Source organism: Endothiovibrio diazotrophicus (assembly GCF_054657215.1).
This window is the reverse complement of sequence record NZ_BAAHXB010000019.1, coordinates 18,745-36,129: the sequence shown is the minus strand read 5'-3', so window position 1 is coordinate 36,129 and position 17,385 is coordinate 18,745. Positions and strand designations below refer to the sequence as shown.

General features: G+C 65.6%; 13 protein-coding genes. 12 read left to right on the top strand and 1 reads right to left on the bottom strand.

The features are described from left to right. Positions 1 to 253: 253 nt before the first annotated feature. Entirely contained in the window at positions 254 to 1,192 is a 939-nt protein-coding gene (locus ACYQ2W_RS07370; RefSeq protein ID WP_459864800.1) for an AMIN domain-containing protein, read from the top strand. Positions 1,193 to 1,455: 263 nt separating this feature from the next. On the opposite strand, the gene ACYQ2W_RS07365 is transcribed toward ACYQ2W_RS07370, so the two are convergent. Beyond that, positions 1,456 to 2,364, bottom strand: a complete 909-nt coding sequence (locus tag ACYQ2W_RS07365) for a LysR family transcriptional regulator (RefSeq protein ID WP_459864798.1) — start codon at positions 2,362 to 2,364, stop codon at positions 1,456 to 1,458. Positions 2,365 to 2,782: 418 nt separating this feature from the next. Here ACYQ2W_RS07365 and ACYQ2W_RS07360 point away from each other — a divergent pair, with 418 nt between their 5' ends. From ACYQ2W_RS07360 to ACYQ2W_RS07310, 11 genes are all read left to right on the top strand, one after another. Next, on the top strand, positions 2,783 to 4,162 hold the full coding sequence (locus ACYQ2W_RS07360) for a ribulose-bisphosphate carboxylase (protein ID WP_459864795.1): 1,380 nt from the start codon (positions 2,783 to 2,785) through the stop codon (positions 4,160 to 4,162). 266 nt (positions 4,163 to 4,428) lie between these two features. Further along, complete coding sequence (locus tag ACYQ2W_RS07355; protein ID WP_459864793.1) at positions 4,429 to 6,726, top strand: di-heme-cytochrome C peroxidase; 2,298 nt, start codon at positions 4,429 to 4,431, stop codon at positions 6,724 to 6,726. Between the two features lie 336 nt (positions 6,727 to 7,062). Continuing rightward, the gene (locus ACYQ2W_RS07350; RefSeq protein WP_459864791.1) at positions 7,063 to 7,443 is read left to right on the top strand and encodes a MerR family transcriptional regulator; all 381 of its coding nucleotides are present in this window, start codon (positions 7,063 to 7,065) and stop codon (positions 7,441 to 7,443) included. Between the two features lie 177 nt (positions 7,444 to 7,620). Then, a complete protein-coding gene (locus ACYQ2W_RS07345; protein ID WP_459864789.1) occupies positions 7,621 to 7,875 on the top strand; it encodes a type II toxin-antitoxin system VapB family antitoxin in 255 nt (84 codons plus the stop codon). Next, positions 7,875 to 8,288 carry a type II toxin-antitoxin system VapC family toxin gene (locus ACYQ2W_RS07340; protein WP_459864787.1) on the top strand — a complete coding sequence of 138 codons (414 nt, stop codon included), beginning with the start codon at positions 7,875 to 7,877 and terminating at the stop codon, positions 8,286 to 8,288. Before ACYQ2W_RS07345 ends, ACYQ2W_RS07340 begins: the two co-directional genes overlap by 1 nt. Positions 8,289 to 8,492: 204 nt before the next feature. Then, complete coding sequence (locus tag ACYQ2W_RS07335) at positions 8,493 to 8,756, top strand: type II toxin-antitoxin system Phd/YefM family antitoxin (RefSeq protein ID WP_459864784.1); 264 nt, start codon at positions 8,493 to 8,495, stop codon at positions 8,754 to 8,756. Next, complete coding sequence (locus ACYQ2W_RS07330) at positions 8,744 to 9,157, top strand: type II toxin-antitoxin system VapC family toxin (protein WP_459864782.1); 414 nt, start codon at positions 8,744 to 8,746, stop codon at positions 9,155 to 9,157. The genes ACYQ2W_RS07335 and ACYQ2W_RS07330 overlap by 13 nt, the downstream gene beginning before the upstream one ends. A 246-nt stretch (positions 9,158 to 9,403) precedes the next feature. Continuing rightward, positions 9,404 to 11,842, top strand: a complete 2,439-nt coding sequence (locus ACYQ2W_RS07325) for a hypothetical protein (protein WP_459864780.1) — start codon at positions 9,404 to 9,406, stop codon at positions 11,840 to 11,842. Beyond that, positions 11,839 to 14,454: a hypothetical protein gene (locus ACYQ2W_RS07320; protein ID WP_459864778.1), complete on the top strand. Its 2,616-nt coding sequence runs from the start codon at positions 11,839 to 11,841 to the stop codon at positions 14,452 to 14,454. Before ACYQ2W_RS07325 ends, ACYQ2W_RS07320 begins: the two co-directional genes overlap by 4 nt. Further along, on the top strand, positions 14,444 to 15,367 hold the full coding sequence (locus ACYQ2W_RS07315) for a fatty acid desaturase family protein (RefSeq protein ID WP_459864776.1): 924 nt from the start codon (positions 14,444 to 14,446) through the stop codon (positions 15,365 to 15,367). Before ACYQ2W_RS07320 ends, ACYQ2W_RS07315 begins: the two co-directional genes overlap by 11 nt. A gap of 12 nt (positions 15,368 to 15,379) precedes the next feature. After that, positions 15,380 to 17,359 carry a sensor histidine kinase gene (locus ACYQ2W_RS07310; RefSeq protein ID WP_459864774.1) on the top strand — a complete coding sequence of 660 codons (1,980 nt, stop codon included), beginning with the start codon at positions 15,380 to 15,382 and terminating at the stop codon, positions 17,357 to 17,359. Positions 17,360 to 17,385 lie beyond the last annotated feature (26 nt).

The window sequence follows — 17,385 nt, the reverse complement described above, 5'->3', positions numbered from 1 at the left end:
CCGTCAACGGCCTGCGCCATACCTTTCGAGAAGTGCCTTCGTTCGGCGCGGCGGCCGCGGGCCGCCCCATAGGGCGCGCCGCACGCGCGGAGGTGATCGGAACTCCCTTCGTTAGGGACCTGCGCCGCCCCTTCCTCGAGGTGCCATCGGTCACAGGAACACGCCCCCATGCGGCGGCGCACCCGATCCGGCCCCGTGCGCGCCGCTTTCTGCTATCCTCACCCTCCCGCGACCCCGATCGGAACGGAACACCGTGCGACGCCACCTGCCCATTCTCGCCGGCCTGCTCCTCGTCCTCGCCCTACCGGCCGGGGCGGCGACCCTGCAACGGACCCACGCGATGAGCGACGGTCGCGGCTACCTCTTCAGCTTCCGTTTCGACGGGCCGGTCACCCAGCACCACTTCACCCTCGCCGGGCCCGACCGCCTGGTGATCGACGTCGCCGCCTCCCGCCGCGGAGATGGGGTCGCCCCCCAGACCCTGGAGGGAGGCGTGGTACGCGCCATCCGCTACGGCCGGCGCCCCGACGGCGGGCTGCGCCTGGTGATTGACCTCGACGCCCCGGTCACCTATGCGGTGGGCTCCCTGCAAGGGGAACCGGAAGTGGTGCGGGTCACCCTCGCCCGCAGCCCCGCCGGCCGCTTCGTGGCGCGGGAGCTGCCCGCGGTGGCGCCGCCCGTGGAAGAGGAGCGCTCGGCCGGGGTGGCGACGGCCGCGCCGATACCGCTCGAGGCGGCACCCGAACCCCCCCGCGAAACGGCGCCACCGCCCACCACCACGGTCCGCGACCTCAAATGCATGGAGGTGGTGGAGGGCATCGAAGACTGCGGGGCACTGATCGACGAGATGGCCACGGTAACCAACAACACCTATCCCAACGACGCCCCGTCGCCGCCACCGGCGAACTTCGACACCAGCGACCCCGACTCGGTGCCACTCGACGTGGAGCGACCACGACCGAAGGGCGACGACACCCACGGCACCCTCGGCGTCCAGCGCTTCCTCAAGCGCACCAGCGACGGCAAGCGACGCACCGACATCGGCTACCGGACCCAGTTCGGTGACAGCGAAATGGGCGTCTCCCTGCTCCACCCCGCCCTCTCCTGGGAACACGAGACCGACGTCGGCGACCTGCGCATGCTGCTGCGCTCCGATGAACTCCACTTCGGTTACCAGAAACAGTGGCAGTAGTGGCGGTTGGCCGAGAGACGATGCGCACCACTCGGTAGAAACCGGTGCGCCTCCTATCGTCGGCACACCCCACCCGGCCGTCGATCTCCGAGATAATCGGGCGTCACGCGTAGCCACTGGGTATCGGCGCAAATCACTGCCCCTTCTTTCCCTTCGTGCCAAGACAAACCGCCGAACGAATCTGCCCCCGCCGAAGCGCCCCGCCGCACGACCGGAACCCGCCGTTCCAAGCCACCAACCCGCTTCGTGGTGAGGCCTGAACCTCAGAACCGCTGCCCCGCCAGGTCGTGGGCCTCCTCCAGCACGAAGTCGTGGAAGGCGAGCGCCGCCGGCGAGAGCCGCTTGCCGCGGCGGTAGACGATGTACCACTGCCGCTCGATCGGGAACTCCTCCACGTCGAGCACCACCAGCCGGCGGGTCTCCAGTTCCAACTCGATGGTGTGGGTCGAGACCACCCCCAGCCCCATCCCGGCACGCACCGCCTGCTTGATCGCCTCGCCGCGGGTCATCTCCATATTGATGCGGATCTCCACTCCGTGGTCGGCGAAGTGGCGCTCCATCGCCGCCCGCGTGCCCGAACCCGGCTCGCGCATGACGAAACATTCGTCACCCAGCCGCGCGAACGGGATCTCCCGCTCCTCGGCCAGCGGGTGGTCGGGCTGCGCGATCACCACCAGCTGGTTCTCCATGAACGGTTCCGCCTCCAGGTCGAGCCCCGTCGGCGGCGCCCCCATCAGCACCAGGTCGCGCTCGTTATTCTCCAGCCGGCGGATCAGGGTGCGCCGGTTGGTCACCTCCAGGGTCAACGTCACTCCCGGATAGCGCTGCTTGAACGCCGACAAAAGGCGCGGCGCGAAGTAGTTGACGGTGGAGGCCACCGCGATGTCGAGCCGCCCGGTCTTCAGCCCCTTCAGCGACTCCAGCACCTCCTCCGCCTCCTCCAACTGGTCGAACACCGCGTGGGCGTAGTGGTGCAGCTCCTCCCCCGCCTGGGTCAGGAACACCTTCTTGCCCACCTTGTCGAGGAGCGGCAGGCCGATCATCTCCTCCAGCTGCTTCACCTGCATCGACACCGCCGGCTGGGAGAGGTGCAGCTGCTCGGCGGCGCGGGTGTAGCTGAGCTGGGTCGCCACCGCCTCGAACACCCGCAGCTGGCGCAGGGTCAGATTCATCGGGAACCTCCGGGATCATCAGGAAAACATAAGCCAGACATTATCGAAACGATCAAAAACTTTGCTTATCAATTATGAACAAACCCCGCTAGGATTGCCCGACCTTAACCTGCATTTCTCACCACCCTCCGTAGCGAGGGCGCCGAGACCCCGCTGTGACGGGGCGTGCGGATTTGGCCAGGGATTGGCCTTATGCCGCGAAGGCAGGGATGCCGAGAGCGGACCGGAGGGCGACGAAGGCATAGTCGGCACTATGTTGAGGAGCCCGGAGGGAGCACGCCCCGTCACAGCGGGAGGATCGGCGGCCGCAGTAGGAGGGTGGTGAGAAATGCAGGTTAGTTTTAGGCGCGAGGCGCGAAGCCCAAAGAGGCGACCGGGTCCCGCACTTTTTTGTCCGACCAGTGAGGCACTGAGAACCATGGATCAATCCGCACGCTACGCTGACCTCTCCCTGAAGGAAGAGGACCTGATCGCCGGTGGCAAGCACGTCCTGTGCGCCTACAAGATGAAGCCCGCCGAGGGCCACGGCTTCCTGGAAGTGGCCGCCCACTTCGCCGCCGAGTCCTCCACCGGCACCAACGTCGAAGTCTGCACCACCGACGATTTCACCAAGGGCGTCGATGCGCTGGTCTACATGATCGACGAGGCCACCGAAGAGATGCGCATCGCGTATCCGATCGAGCTGTTCGACCGCAACGTCACCGACGGTCGCGCCATGATGGTCTCCTTCCTCACCCTGACCATCGGCAACAACCAGGGCATGGGCGACTGCGCCCACGCCAAGATGTACGACTTCTACATGCCCGAGCGCATGATCCAGCTGTTCGACGGCCCGGCCAAGGACATCTCCGACCTGTGGCGCATCCTCGGCCGTCCGGTCGAGAACGGCGGCTACATCGCCGGCACCATCATCAAGCCCAAGCTGGGCCTGCGTCCCGAGCCCTTCGCCAACGCCGCCTACCAGTTCTGGCTCGGTGGCGACTTCATCAAGAACGACGAGCCTCAGGGCAACCAGGTCTTCTGCCCGATCAAGGAAGTGCTGCCGCTGGTCCGCGACGCCCTGCGCCGCGCCCAGGACGAGACCGGTGAGGCGAAGCTCTTCTCCATGAACATCACCGCCGACGACCACGACGAGATGATCGCCCGCGGCGAGTACGCCCTGGAGACCTTCGGCCCCGACGCCGACAAGGTGGCCTTCCTGGTCGACGGTTACGTCGGCGGCCCCGGCATGGTGACCACCGCCCGTCGCTGGTTCCCCAACCAGTACCTGCACTACCACCGCGCCGGCCACGGTGCCGTCACCTCGCCCAGCGCCAAGCGCGGCTACACCGCCTTCGTACTGGCCAAGATGAGCCGTCTGCAGGGTGCCTCCGGCATCCACGTCGGCACCATGGGTTACGGCAAGATGGAAGGCTCCGCCGACGACAAGGTGATCGCCTACATGATCGAGCGTGACGAGTGCCAGGGCCCGGCCTACTACCAGAAGTGGTACGGCATGAAGCCCACCACCCCGATCATCTCCGGCGGCATGAACGCGCTGCGCCTGCCCGGCTTCTTCGAGAACCTCGGCCACGGCAACGTGATCAACACCGCCGGCGGCGGCTCCTACGGCCACATCGACTCCCCGGCCGCCGGTGCGCTCTCCCTGCGTCAGGCCTACCAGTGCTGGAAGGAGGGTGCCGACCCGATCGAGTACGCCAAGGAGCACAAGGAGTTCGCCCGCGCCTTCGAGTCGTTCCCCGGCGACGCCGACAAGATCTTCCCCGGCTGGCGCGAGAAGTTGGGCGTGCACAAGTAAGGAATCCGGCTATCGCCGCACTCCTCATGGATGAGGAATGGAAAAAGCCCCGCTCACGCGGGGCTTTTTTCGTTTCCGATTGACAAACACGGACCTCGTCCACAAGACTGGCTCCGCGCATAGACCGCCCATCCCGTGGCGGCCCGGCGCACTTCCGGCCGGACAGGGGTTCGGGATTCCGCCACCACCGGGTACCCGCCCGGTATGCGCCGTGATCCCGCGTCCGACCGCATAAACACAACAACCAATCGAGCGGAGGGATCTGCATGAAACGCAGGACACTGACGGCAGGAATCGTTGCGGCACTGCTGGCAACGGCGGCCAACGGCACGGAAATGGGGGGAAGCAGCGGCGGCGCCCCCGCCACCCACGGCATCTACGGCGTCGCGGTATCGCCCCTGGTCAGCCTGGAAGGGCTGAAGGCGGGGATCGGCGATGCCGAGCAGGACATCGACCGCTTCGCCCGGATCGAGGCGGCCACGGCCACCACCGCGGCGGTCGACTGGACCAAGATCATCAAGATCGTCAAGGAACTGGCCGGCGCCTACCAGACCTTCAAGACCGCCGCCACCGAGCCCCTCCCGCCGATGAAGCCGGTCGCGCAGTGGGAATATCTGCAGAACTTCACCCCGGAACAGCAGGAGTGGTACCGGCGCACCCCCCAGGGCACCTACTTCATGCCCTACGACTGGTTCCTCGCCCTGGAGGTGCCGGCGCCCTGGCAAGCCCCCTCGGTCCTCTCCGAGGCCGACGTCGCCCTCAAGCAACTGCTCTCCGCCCGCCGCACGGCCGCCAAGGCCACCGCCCCCGGCGAGCGCTTCGCCTCCCCCGAATACCTCGCCCGCTTCGGCATGCTGACGCTGCCCAAGTCCAAGTACAACCCCGACGGCCTGCCCGCCGGCCTGACCAGGCAGACCGGCTACATCGACCCCAACCACCCCAACGCCGCCCCCCAGACGGTGCTCGGCATGGGCTGCGCGCTGTGCCACGCCGGTAAGCTGGAGGCGGGCGGCAAGACCGTCTACATGGATGGCGCACCGTCCCAGGTCAGCCTCGACCTGTTCGGCGCCAAGTTCGTGGTGGCGCTGGCCCAGACGCTGCTGCCCGACCGCTCCTGGAACTTCGACCGCTTCAACCGCTTCGCCACCGCCGTCTACGGCCACAAGCCGAGCGACCGCGAGTGGTTCAAGCTCTACGTGGAACTGGCCGGCTACGCCGTGAGCAACGCCATGAGCGCCTCCGGCGAGCCCTCCACCCCCGCCGGCTTCTCCCGCCTCGACGCCCTCGACAACATCGGCAACCAGGTGTTCGGCGTGGACATCGGCCCGAAGAGCAACATGTACCAGACCACCGCGCCGGTGAGCTACCCGATGGTGTGGACGGTGCCGTGGCTCGCCTGGGCCGAATACCCCGGCGTCGTGCGCAGCCCGATGATCCGCAACGTCGGCGAGGCGCTGGGGGTCAAGGCGGCGGTCAACCTGACCACCGCCGACCCCGCGCTGCTCTACCAGTCGACCGCCCTGGTGGACGAGCTCTACCGCTTCGAGACGCTGCTGATGGAGGGCGAGATCCCGTGGGACATCACCAAGGAGCCGACCTCCGATCCGTGGCAGTACGTCAAGGAGAACAAGGCCCTGCCCGGCCTCCAGCCCCCCAGTTGGGAGGAGGGCGTCGCCAAGGGACTGCTGCCGTCCATCGACCGGACCAAGGCCGCGGCGGGCAAGCAGCTGTATCAGTCGCTGTGCCAGGGCTGCCACCTGCCGCCGCTCGACGACCCCGCCATCGGCGAGGTGGACGGCCACGGCAACCTCAACCCGGCGTACTGGGAGCCGGCCAGCGCCGACGAGGGCGTGGCACCCGAATTCCAGCGCCAGTTCCTGCGGGTGAAGAAGCTCAACATCCAGGAGATCGGCACCGACCCCCAGGAGGTACTCAACTTCGCCCTGCGCTACCCCAACTTCGACAACATGACCTGGGCCCCCGACTCCGGCATCCCGCGCGGAATCCCCACCACCGACGCCAACGGCACGCCCAAGGTGGGTGAGACCATCAGCATGGCCGACGGCCTCAAGTACACCACCGAAGTCACCGCCAACCGCTGGTACCGGGACAACGGCATCACCGATCCGGCAACCATCGCCCGACTGGACGGCTACCGCCCCAACGTGGTGCTGCTGGAACCCACCTACCGGGCGCGACCGCTGGACGGGGTGTGGGCCACCGGCCCCTACCTGCACAACGGTTCGGTGGCCAACCTGTATGAGATGCTGCTGCCCGCCGACCGGCGCGCCACGCGGTTCATCACCGGCATGACCGAGTTCGACCCGGTCAAGGTGGGCTACAAGAGCTACGAGAACGACCCGGCCGGGCAGGCCGCCATGCAGAAGGAGGGATATAGCCTGTTCACCGTCAACGACACCGACGGGAAGCCGATGCTCGGCAACTCCAACGCCGGCCACGAGTTCAAGGGCGACGGCAAGGCGCCTCTCGGCAACGGGATCATCGGACGCAGCCTCAGCGACGAAGAGCGCTATCAGTTGATCGAATATCTGAAGACCCTGTAATCGGCAACGCCCGCGGGATGCGGCGCATGCCGCCTCCCACGCAGATGAGAAAAGGCCCCGTTTTCGCGGGGCCTTTTTTTGCGGTTCGCCCCCTCCCTTTCTGGTTGCGACGCTCCGCGTCGCAACCCGCCACCTTGGAACGCTCCGCGTCCCGACGCGAGGCCGACGCTGAACGCCCAACAGAGGCGCCGCGCCGACGGACAGGCCGAGGTCACCACGCGGAGCGTGGTAACCAGGGGTAGGTTCACCGGGCGAACGCAGATCGCTTGGCGAGTTGACCCGTCAACCACTACACCCCCCATCCTCCTCCTGCCAACCCAAGATTCAGGAGGAACCATGCAGCTCGACGACACCACCTTTCTACACCGCTTCGCCCGCCGCGAACTGGGCCCCGAGACCTTCGACCACCGCGGCAGCGTCGAGCAGGCCCTGGAACAGCGATTGATCGCCCTCAACCGGGAGATCGCCCAACTCCACGCCCAACGGCGGCTGGTGCTCGGACTGCTGGGCGGAAATCATCCTGCCGAGCGCAACGGCACGGTCGGCGTCGACCAATGGGTGAGGATGCTGGAGGAGGCCGGCATCGACGAAGCCGGCCGCCACCGCTGGCACCAGGCCTTCGAACGGGACGCCCCTGCAGCCCACCACCAATTCCTCGCCTCCCTCGGCCTCGACGAAGAGCGCATCGCCGAAATCCGCCGCCTCGCCTCCCCATAGGGCGGCCCGCGGCCGCCGCCGGCCTCACCACCGGCACCGATTCTTGCGTGCCCCCACTTTTCCCAGATGCCCCGCCCCCGGCATCCATCCCTGCCTCAGATGTCACGCCACTGGACATCGCCCCCAAATTCTATAATCTATATTTCTTTATAGATTCAATCACGACGAGGAGCGGCCATGGGGCTCAGCATCAAGAATGCCGAAGCGGAACGGCTGGCGCGTGCCGTGGCCGCCGAGAGCGGGGAAAGCATCACCCAGGCAATCATCCACGCCCTGGAGGCGGAACTGACCCGGTTGCGCGGCCGCAAGCGCCAGCCCGACACCTTCGAGGCGATCATGGAGATCTCCGAGCGGTGCGGCGAGCTGCCCGATCTGGACGAGCGCAGCGCCGACGAGATCCTCGGCTACGACGAACACGGGGTACCCGACTGATGGTGATCGATACCTCGGCGCTGATCGCCATCCTGCTCCACGAGCCGGACGCCGCGCCACTGGCCCGCACCATCGCCGCAGCCCCGAAACGCCTGCTCGGTGCCCTCTCCCTGCTCGAAGCGGGTATCGTCATCGAGGCCAAGAAGGGCGAGGAGGGCGCCCGGCAACTGGACCTGCTGATCCATCGCGCCGGGATCGAAGTGATCGCCATGAACGACGAGCAGGCGGAACTGGCGCGCATCGCCTGGCGACGCTACGGCAAGGGACGCCACCCCGCCCGACTCAACCTCGGCGACTGCTGCGCCTACGCCCTGAGCCGCCACAGCGGAGAACCGCTGCTCTTCAAGGGTGACGACTTCCCGCACACCGACGTGCAGGCGGTCGCATGGCACACCGACGATGCCGCCCATTGAACGCGCCTTGCCAAAGACCCCGTAAGCACAGCCCCGCGTCGCGCACCAAGGCCACCGGTCGGCTCTACGGGCGCAAGCGCTTTGGCTGCACCACTGACCAATCGATGCGCTGGCTACGATGCTCCGCACCGTAACCCACCCGCACACCCAAGCACGTTCCACACCGCTACAATAGGCACTCCCCGAGCGTGTAGAGGCCCTCACATGATCACCATCACCGCCACCGAAATGGCCCGCAAACTCCGCCACATCCTGGACCAGGTGGAGTTTCGTCACGAGAGCGTCACCGTCATGCGCAACAAGCGACCGGTAGCGCGCATCTTCCCCGGTACACAGGAGATGACCGCGCTGGAGGCGCTGGGTGATCTCTACGGCATCGTCGGAGAAGAAGCCGCCGCCCATTGGGGCGACGATGCGCGCAACGACGAAACGGTCGGCGACGGGGTGCGCGATCCGTGGGATACCTGATCGATACCAGCGTCTGGATCGAAGTGGAACGGGGCCGCCTTCACCCCCAGGACGTGGCGAAGATCACCGGGGACCAACCGGTCTACGTCTCCCCGGTCACCATCGCCGAACTGAAATTCGGCGCCGACCGCGCGACCGATCCCGACATCCGCCTCCGCCGCATCGCCGGCGTCGAGCGCGTCACCGCCAAGCCCACACTGCCGATCGACACTACCACAGGGATGCTGTTCGGCGAACTCTCCGCCCGACTCGCCACCGGTCGCGGCCGCCACTTCCGCATCCAGGACCTGTGGCTGGCCAGCCAGGCGCTGCAACACGGCCTGACGCTGATGACCCACAACCACAAGGACTTCGCCGACATCCCCGGCCTGAAGCTGCACATATTGCCCGCATCGTCATAGACCTTTCCGCGGGCACCACCAGCCCCGAAAACGACATTTCCTCTCAACAGCGGAGTTACCGTGCACAACTCCTGCTGGGCGCAAGCGGCTCGATCACCCACGCGCCAAACGATCGTTTGTTTTATTTTTTCACATCAACAACTTTAGACAACATTCTTGTTGACATCCGGTATGCCCCGTGGAGAATCTCCAATCTCCGCTGGATCTATAAGAAATATCTGAACAATAAGAACACAAGGACGTCCATTGAGCCCGCTGCCCCGAATCGGAACCCCCACTAACCCCATCAAGATCAAACTCTCCGAAGCCTTCACCACCCGCGGTTTCAGCGATGTCGAAACGCTGCTGCAAGAGGAGGGTTACGAGCAGGCGGTCGATATCCTGCGCGAGATCGCCCGCGGGATCGAAGGGGCATCCACGCCCCACGCGGACACGCTGGGCCACCCGCATCTGCCGTCGCGCACCCACCAGATCCTCTTCGTCGAGGGGGAGAGAGGGGCGGGCAAGACCACCTTTCTGCTCAACCTTCCGCTCTACCTGAGACAGCGAGACCCCGATCTCGCGGGCAAGTTCCAGGTGCTCGACCCCATCGACCCGACCCTGATCGACGACACCGACCACTTCGTCTCGACCATCCTCGCCCACGTCATGAACGCCGTGCGGCCCCGGCTCAATGCACTGGAGACCGGCCTCGCCCCTCACCCCGGCCGTCCCCAGCCCCAGGACGACCTGCTCGACCCCTACTTCAACGCCTGCCAAGACGCCATGGACGCCCTGGAGGCGCTGGCCGACCAGAAGAGCGGGCGCGGCTCGTCGATGATCGCCCTGAAGCAGGAGGGGATGGGCTTGGAGGCCCACCTCAACCTCTTCTTCCACTACGCGAGCCGGATCTTCAACCGCAAGGCGCTGATCCTGCCCATCGACGACATCGATATGGACCCGAAACACGGCTACGAAGTGCTGGAGGTCCTGCGCAAACACCTCGTCTCGCCGTATGTGGTGCCCGTCGTCACCGGCGTCGAACGGGTCTATCACCGGATCGCCCATCGCCACTTCGCGGAGGGGTACGCCCCGAAGAAAAAGGACGACCCCCGCGAGCTCAAACCCGAAGACAACTTCGCCGCCGCCTACATCGACAAGATCTTCCCCCACCCCAAGCGAATCCAACTGAGGACCATCAACGACATCCTCGGTGACAAGGAGGTTCGGCTCATCGCCGATCACCGCCCGGACAAACCGGCGCGAGAAATCGCTTACAAAGAGTTCGTCACCGCGGTTCGCGGACTGGTCCTGAACGGCGTCGCCCGTCCCCGAACCCTCGACATCGGCCTTTGCTACCGCACCACCCGCGATCTCTTCTACCTGCTCGAAGAGTGCCGCGACGCCATCGGCTTCATCGGCGATCTGATCGCCGGCGATGCGGGCGACGACGATTACGGGACGGTGTACGTCCGCTTCTTGGAGACCTCCCACATCCGTCAATGGGGCGAACGCTGGTTCCGCGACAACGACGAGCCACCCGCCACCAACGACATCCGCTACTACATCGCCCGCGATCGCGCCTGCGTCGACCGGGAGAAGGGCAAATTTTCCAACTCCGCCGCGTTCCACAACGCCCTCGCGGATCAGGCGCCCCACCGACCTAGCGAACTCCCCTCCGAACTCTATATCCCGGAGATCATACCGACCGGAGCGGATGTCGAAGAGGTCGCCGAGTCTACCCTTCTCAAGCTCCTGTTCTGCGTGGCAAGCACCAATCCCAGCGACCACCTCAGCTACCTCTCACCTGTGCGCATATTGCGATTCGTCGGGCGGGCCCTCGAATCCGATCCTGGTAGGGAGGGGCTACGCCAACTGACGGGGTACGCTACCGACGACGAGCGCGAGATCGATTTCATCGAGACCTTTTATCAAGGCGGTTACCAGGGGTGGGCCTTCTCTCAGGAGATGGAAGCCCTATCCGAACGCGCGGAACTCTCTCAGGCCCTGGACGCGGCCATCGACCAGTTGGCCGAGGAGATCACCCAATGGCGATCGACCCATCCCCACATGGAGCGGCTCCTCTTCAACCACGCCCGCCTGCGCCCCATCACGGAGGGGTTCCTGCGCCCATCACCGACCTCCATCCAGACCGGCCGGCTGGCGGACTACCTCGCCCACATGGACCGCGGACTGCGCGATGCCGTCGCCGTCGTGGAGGGTACCGTGGAACAAATCCGGATCGTCCCTCGCTGGAGCAGCAGCGAGCTCCCCACTCCCCCGCTTCACGCCCTCCTCCAGCCGGAGAGCGACGGCCCCATCCGCCAACTACTGGGGGGAATCGCCGCCCGCTCGGGACTCGTCATCGACAACGTAAACGATCTCGGCAGATTCCTGCGCCTCCTCGAAAACCTTAGCGACAACATCCGCGCTCACGGGAAAGACGGTGAGACCTATCAGAACCAGGACGTGCTCTCCAGTAAACTGCAACACATCATTGATAACGGTCGTGAGCGTGGCTATTTCGCCTCCCCGAGAAACCGCCACGCGATCCTCTCGCAAGTCGCCGATCCTCTCTCGCCGGTCCACGCATCGCTGCGCCAACTCTGTTCTGGAGGCAATCCCGTTCCCGTGGTAGAGAAGCTAGCCGAGGAACTTCAGGTCCCTTGGGAAACACTGCGGTTAGTGGAGGACACTACACAGTGATCCCGGTCCTGCTGAGCGACTGGCCGGCGCTCCTCACGGTGCGCAGTGACGGCCTGCTCCACCACCTGCTGGATAAGCCGCTGACGGAGGAGGCCCCGGCGCGCCGTCGGTTGCGGGAGCGCCAACTCCTCCTCGACTCCCTGGCCGCCCTCGGCGAGGGCCGCCGCCATCGCCGCAACGAGGTGGAAGCCGCCTTCGACACCCTCTTCTCGTCCCCCCACCGCGAGGTCACCCACCCGGCCCTGTTGCGCCTCTTCGACGACTACTACGCCATCGACGGCGACCGCATCTTCCCCCGCGACGACCAGCGGGAGGCATTGATGGCGTGGAGTCGCAAGGTCGATCCCTTCTGCGTCGTCGCCGCCTTCCTCGGCCGCTACTACCATCGGGGGACGTTGAGCAACACGGGGCTGCGCGCCATGGTCGAACGGAGCCGCGCCTTCGGTGCCGACCTCGCCGCCGGCGAGGGGGGGCTGGCGGACAACCACACCCATCTGGCGGGCATCTTCCAGCCGAGCCTGTTCCTGGTCTCCCTGCTCGCCCGCCGCCGCCCGGGGGGGCGGCGTTGGCTGGCGCAACTGGCCGAGGGGCTGCCCACCCTCGCCGACTTTCCGCTGGTGGGCAGCGGTCATATCACCGTGGAGCGGATGCTCGCCTCGCTGGGCCTGGTCCATCACGCCCTGGCGAACGCGATTTCCAGTCGCCCGACCCCCACCCCGGCCCTGGCGGCGGCACTCGACTACCACGCCACCCTCCCGCTGGTGCGCAATCTGCTCCGCCACCCGATCCAACTTCCCCGCCCCGACCAGCGGGCCGCGTCGCTGCTGGCAATATTCCACGGCTACGCCGAGGCGGGCCAGTTCGATTGGTCGCTGCTCACCTACTACACCCTCCACCACCACCTCCTGGCGGAGTGGGCCGAACACCCCGCGATCGTCCGCCTCGCCCGCATCCAGCTCCTGCTGCTCAACCTGCTGCGCGCCTACATGGTGATGTCGGAGGGGCGGGGACTGGCCCACTTCACCGATTTTTTCCGCAGCCCCCTGCGCAAGCCGGACCTGCTCAATCGGCGACGCCACGACCGTTTCCGTGACCTGGCGATCAACAGCTTCGGCAGCGGGGTGAGCCACTTGGAGGGGCGCATCACCGCCAACGAGGCGTCGCTGCCGCGCTTCACCGGCCTCGTCCGCTACCTGGATCGGGCCATCCTCGACACCCTCGCCCTCCGCGGCGGCGCCCCCTCCCCCCAGTACCACTTCGCGATTCACTTCAAGCGCACCCCGGATCGAGACGAGGGGCCGTGGCTGCGCCGCGCCGACGGGGCGCCGATGCCGGTGCGCCACCGCCGGCTGCGGCTCAAGCTGGAGCAGGAGGCCCGCGCGATCGAGGCACTGATCGTTGACCCTCGCGCCAAGCGTTACCACGCGGCGCGACTGACATGGCCGGAATCGCGAGGCGCCGCCGACGCCCGCCGCCTCCACGCCCCGCCCGCGCCGCCAGTGCGCATCGACCTCGCCGCGCGGGTGACGGCGCTGGACGTGGCGGGCGACGAGAACAGCACCCCGCCGGAAGTCTTCGCCCCGGTAATCCGCCGGCTGCGCCGCCCCCTCCGGCGCAAGGAGGAGGCGCCGCGCCACCCCCGCCTGCGCCTCACCATCCACGCCGGCGAGGACTTCGCCCATCTGGTCACCGGGATGCGCCGCATCGACGAGTGCCTGCGCTACTACGCCATGGGCGAGGGGGACCGCATCGGCCACGGACTGGCCATGGGGATCGAGCCCGAACGCTGGCTGGAGCGGGCGGGGCCCGAGATCACCCTCCCGGCGGGCGAGCACCTGGACAACTGCGTCTGGCTCTGGGACGCGACCCGCACCCTGGCCGCCGCGGGCATCGACGGCACCGCCGGCCGGCTACCGCTGCTGGAGCGGGAGATCGCGCGCTTGAGCGAACGGCTCTACGGCGCCATGGAGTCGCCGGAGCGGCTCCACCGCGCTTGGGAGCTGCGCCACCGCTCCCCCCTCCCCACCGCCCCCCGCCAGCGTCATCGGCGCTGCCGCCGTGGACCGGAGGAGCGGTCGGTCACCGACCTGCTGGAGCGCTACCACCGCTGCCCCATCCTCCGCCGCAACGAACGCCAGGTGGAGCGCATCGACTACCGCTCACCGGCCGGCGAGGGCGAGACCACGGGTTGGCTCGACCTGTGGCGGGCGGTCCAGGACCTGCTCATCGAGCGCTGCACCCAAAAGGGGATCGTGGTGGAGGTCTGCCCCACCTCCAACCTCCACGTCGCCCCCCTGGAGGGGTACCACGAGCTGCCGCTCTACCGCTGGTCCCCGGTCGCCGCCGCCGACCTGGCCCCCGGCGGCCGCCACAATCGATACGGCCTGCGCAACGGCCCCCTCGCCTGCTGCATCGCTAGCGACGACCCCGGCCTCTTCACCACCACCCTGGCCAACGAATTCCACCTGCTCCAGGTGGCGGCAAACCGCCACTGCAAGGACCCCGAGCGAATCGAGGCCTGGCTGCGCCGCCTCAAGGCGCGCGGCCACGCCGTCTTTCAATCCACTCACACCGTAAATGACCCTTTAGGAGAGTCCCTCCATGTCGCGTAACGAACCCCGACTGCTGACCCACCGCGAAGACCGCGGAGCGGCGGCGCTCGCCCTGCTGGGCCCCGCGCTGATGCTGCTGCCGTTCCTCGCCCAGGCGCTCGTCGAACCCCCGATCCCCGGCGGGGTTTACCTCCTCTACTGGTTCCTCTTCTGGTTTGCGGTGAGCCGCAACAACTACATCCTCCACAACCACTGCCACAACCCCATGAGCGGCTACCGTCCGCTCAACCGACTCTTCGACTACGCCCTCGGCCTGGTCACCGGCATGACCGCCGGCACCTGGCGCCTCACCCACAACCATGGCCACCACGTCACCCACAAACGGCGCAACCTGCCCAACCACTGGATCCCCTTCGTGGAGGAGGACGAACCGCTGCTGCGCGAATACTCCCTGACCAACGCCATGCGTTTCAGCGCCAAGACCACCCCGACCCAGTGGTTCGGCATCCTCGGTGTCTCCCTGGAGCGCTGGATGAAGGGGGGATTCCGCGCCCGCTACTACCGCTACATCTTCCTGGAGGCAACGGCGGTATGGCTGGTGGTGGTGGCGCTCGCCTGGATCGACTGGCGGCTCTGCCTCGCCTTTGTTGTCCTTCCCCATTTCCTGGCCCACTTTTTCTCCCGCTACATCGACTACCTGTTTCACGTCTGCGCGAATCCAAGAAAAAACTACGAATACTGTTTCAGCTGCATCAACCCGAGCTACAACTGGTGGTGCTGGAACGCCGGCTATCATTTGGCCCACCACAACGTGCCCAAGCTTCACTGGAGCCGATTGCCGGAGCTTCATATCGATCTCGTCCAACGCCACCCCCAGGTACGCCGACTCACCCGGAGCTACAACTACTCCGGCCTCTATGCCCTGCTCCACGCCTATTGGGAGCACGTAACCCCCCGCCCCCGGCTGGTCTAGAGGAGCCCTGCCGTGACCAACGACGATCCGAACATGGAACAGAACGGCAATGACGGTTGGAAGGCCATTACCGGGACCGAGCACACCCAACTGGGTTGGCTGTTCGGTACCATTCTGACGCTGATGATTTGCCTGCCGATGATCGCCACCCGAGCAGTGGTCCCGTACGTCGGCCTCTTCATGGCTGCCCTCGGTATCGCTGTGGCCGTCGGGCAGTTCTACATCCACTCCATCGTCGACCGGGTCCTCTTCTCCATGCGCCGCGACTTCTATCGTGGTACCAGCGTCAGCCAACTGCTCTTCGGCAGCTTCATCCTGCTCCTCTCCGCCAGCGACATCCTGGAACAGAACCTCGGCTATGGCCTTCAATGGGCAGCAGGCCCCTTCACCGCCAACCTCCTCTACTACCTCGCCTATCTGGTCGGGGTCTGGTCGCTACCCGCCATGGTGCTGGTGACCGTCAGCTACTTGTACCCCCTCCAGCCCAAGGACCAGCAGGGACCAATGCTCTCTCTGTGGAAATTCTTGCGATTCGAAGAGTACTTGGTTCGCCTCAAGGCGATGGAAAACCCCCGAAATCTTTATGACGACTGCGTCTGGCTGGTTCGGTTCCTGCTCCTCTGTGCCGTCCTGTTTACGCTTGGCGTAGCCTATGAACTGATTGTTTTTCTCCTGGAGAGCCACCGCGTCGGCATGGCCGCAGTGGAACCCGATGCCCACATTGCCAGGAAAACCTACGCCCTTTTCGTCTTCGCCGCCTTAGCTACCTTTGCGGTCTGCGTACGCCTCTTCATCGAACGAATTCGCCGGGTTTTCCGCGAAGGGTACGGGCTGGTGGGTTTCTCCTTTTTCATGTCGATGATGGCGCTGTTCGCTTTTCCCCCATTTATGCAGTTAACCATTGCCCAGTTTGCAGAGCAGAAAACGCTATTGGCTGTTGGGGTCTTCACTTGTGTCGTAGCAGCCATTCTCTCCCACTTCTTCCTTCTCCCTCGCCTAAAGCGCTCGCTCCCACTTGGCGGCAACATCAGTGTGCTTACTGGAGGCCTCGGACGTTTCGTTCCCGTAGCGACGGAATACGCCACCATCGCCGTGAGTCTTTGGATCGGACTTGCCCTGCTTCTCTTTCTCAGCAGCTTTTACTATTTCGACCGTTACCTCCCGCCCCTCTTTTATATCTCCTTTCTCTTCTATGTACTGGGGTGTAACTACATGGCGGCAGTAGACCTGAGAGTCGCTTCCCAAAGTGCCACCAAGTTGCGCGACCATGCCGTTGACGACAAGTTCCTAAGCGGCGTCGCCCACGAGATTTTCAACCCCCTGGTACCGGTGCAAACCCTGGTCAACGACGCTACCCTGGAGACCATCCTCAGCTCCTCCATAGAAGGTGATGAACGACTGGAACGGCTGCGCGCCAGCCTGCTGAAACTACTCCCCTCGGCAAGAAACGGCCTTGCTCAGGCCATCGCCTACACCCAGGAGATCAGAAATCGGGGCACCTTCGCCAATGTGCAGTTGGAACGCCTGGAACTCGCCCCCTTCGTCGAAGAGTTGATCGAACAGTATCAAAACCATCCCTCCGTGGCAGGGGGTGCTGTAAAGCTCACCACTCATGCAGTCAAAAGGCCCCAAGTTCTGGCGGATCCCAAATTGCTGAAGAGCGTGTTGCGCGTGCTCCTCGACAACGCGGTGGAATCGACGCTACCCGGAAAGGAAAACAATATCGCTGTAATCGTGGACGGACGCTCGACAAGGGCCTCCCGGCCCACAATCACCATCCGCGATGAGGGGCGAGGAATGAACGGCGAGCAGTTGCGGCGCTTCGGCCAACCTCAGGTGAGTCCGAAACCAGGCGGGACCGGCGTCGGTACCGCCCTCGCCGTTCGGTTCGCCAAGGAGATGGGCGGAGGCGTAAAGGTGAACAGCACCGAAGGAGAGGGGAGCGAGGTTCAACTCGCCCTGCGCCCATTTGGGCGCTACGAACGTAGATAGAGGACATCGAACTGATGTCCGACTTT

Bases quoted from the DNA above. Each gene is read 5' to 3' on its own strand.
- ACYQ2W_RS07350 (WP_459864791.1), top strand. From the start codon at position 7,063: ATGCAGCTCGACGACACCACCTTTCTACACCGCTTCGCCCGCCGCGAA.
- ACYQ2W_RS07340 (WP_459864787.1), top strand. From the start codon at position 7,875: ATGGTGATCGATACCTCGGCGCTGATCGCCATCCTGCTCCACGAGCCG.
- ACYQ2W_RS07355 (WP_459864793.1), top strand. From the start codon at position 4,429: ATGAAACGCAGGACACTGACGGCAGGAATCGTTGCGGCACTGCTGGCA.
- ACYQ2W_RS07365 (WP_459864798.1), bottom strand. From the start codon at position 2,364: ATGAATCTGACCCTGCGCCAGCTGCGGGTGTTCGAGGCGGTGGCGACC.
- ACYQ2W_RS07335 (WP_459864784.1), top strand. From the start codon at position 8,493: ATGATCACCATCACCGCCACCGAAATGGCCCGCAAACTCCGCCACATC.
- ACYQ2W_RS07315 (WP_459864776.1), top strand. From the start codon at position 14,444: ATGTCGCGTAACGAACCCCGACTGCTGACCCACCGCGAAGACCGCGGA.
- ACYQ2W_RS07360 (WP_459864795.1), top strand. From the start codon at position 2,783: ATGGATCAATCCGCACGCTACGCTGACCTCTCCCTGAAGGAAGAGGAC.
- ACYQ2W_RS07345 (WP_459864789.1), top strand. From the start codon at position 7,621: ATGGGGCTCAGCATCAAGAATGCCGAAGCGGAACGGCTGGCGCGTGCC.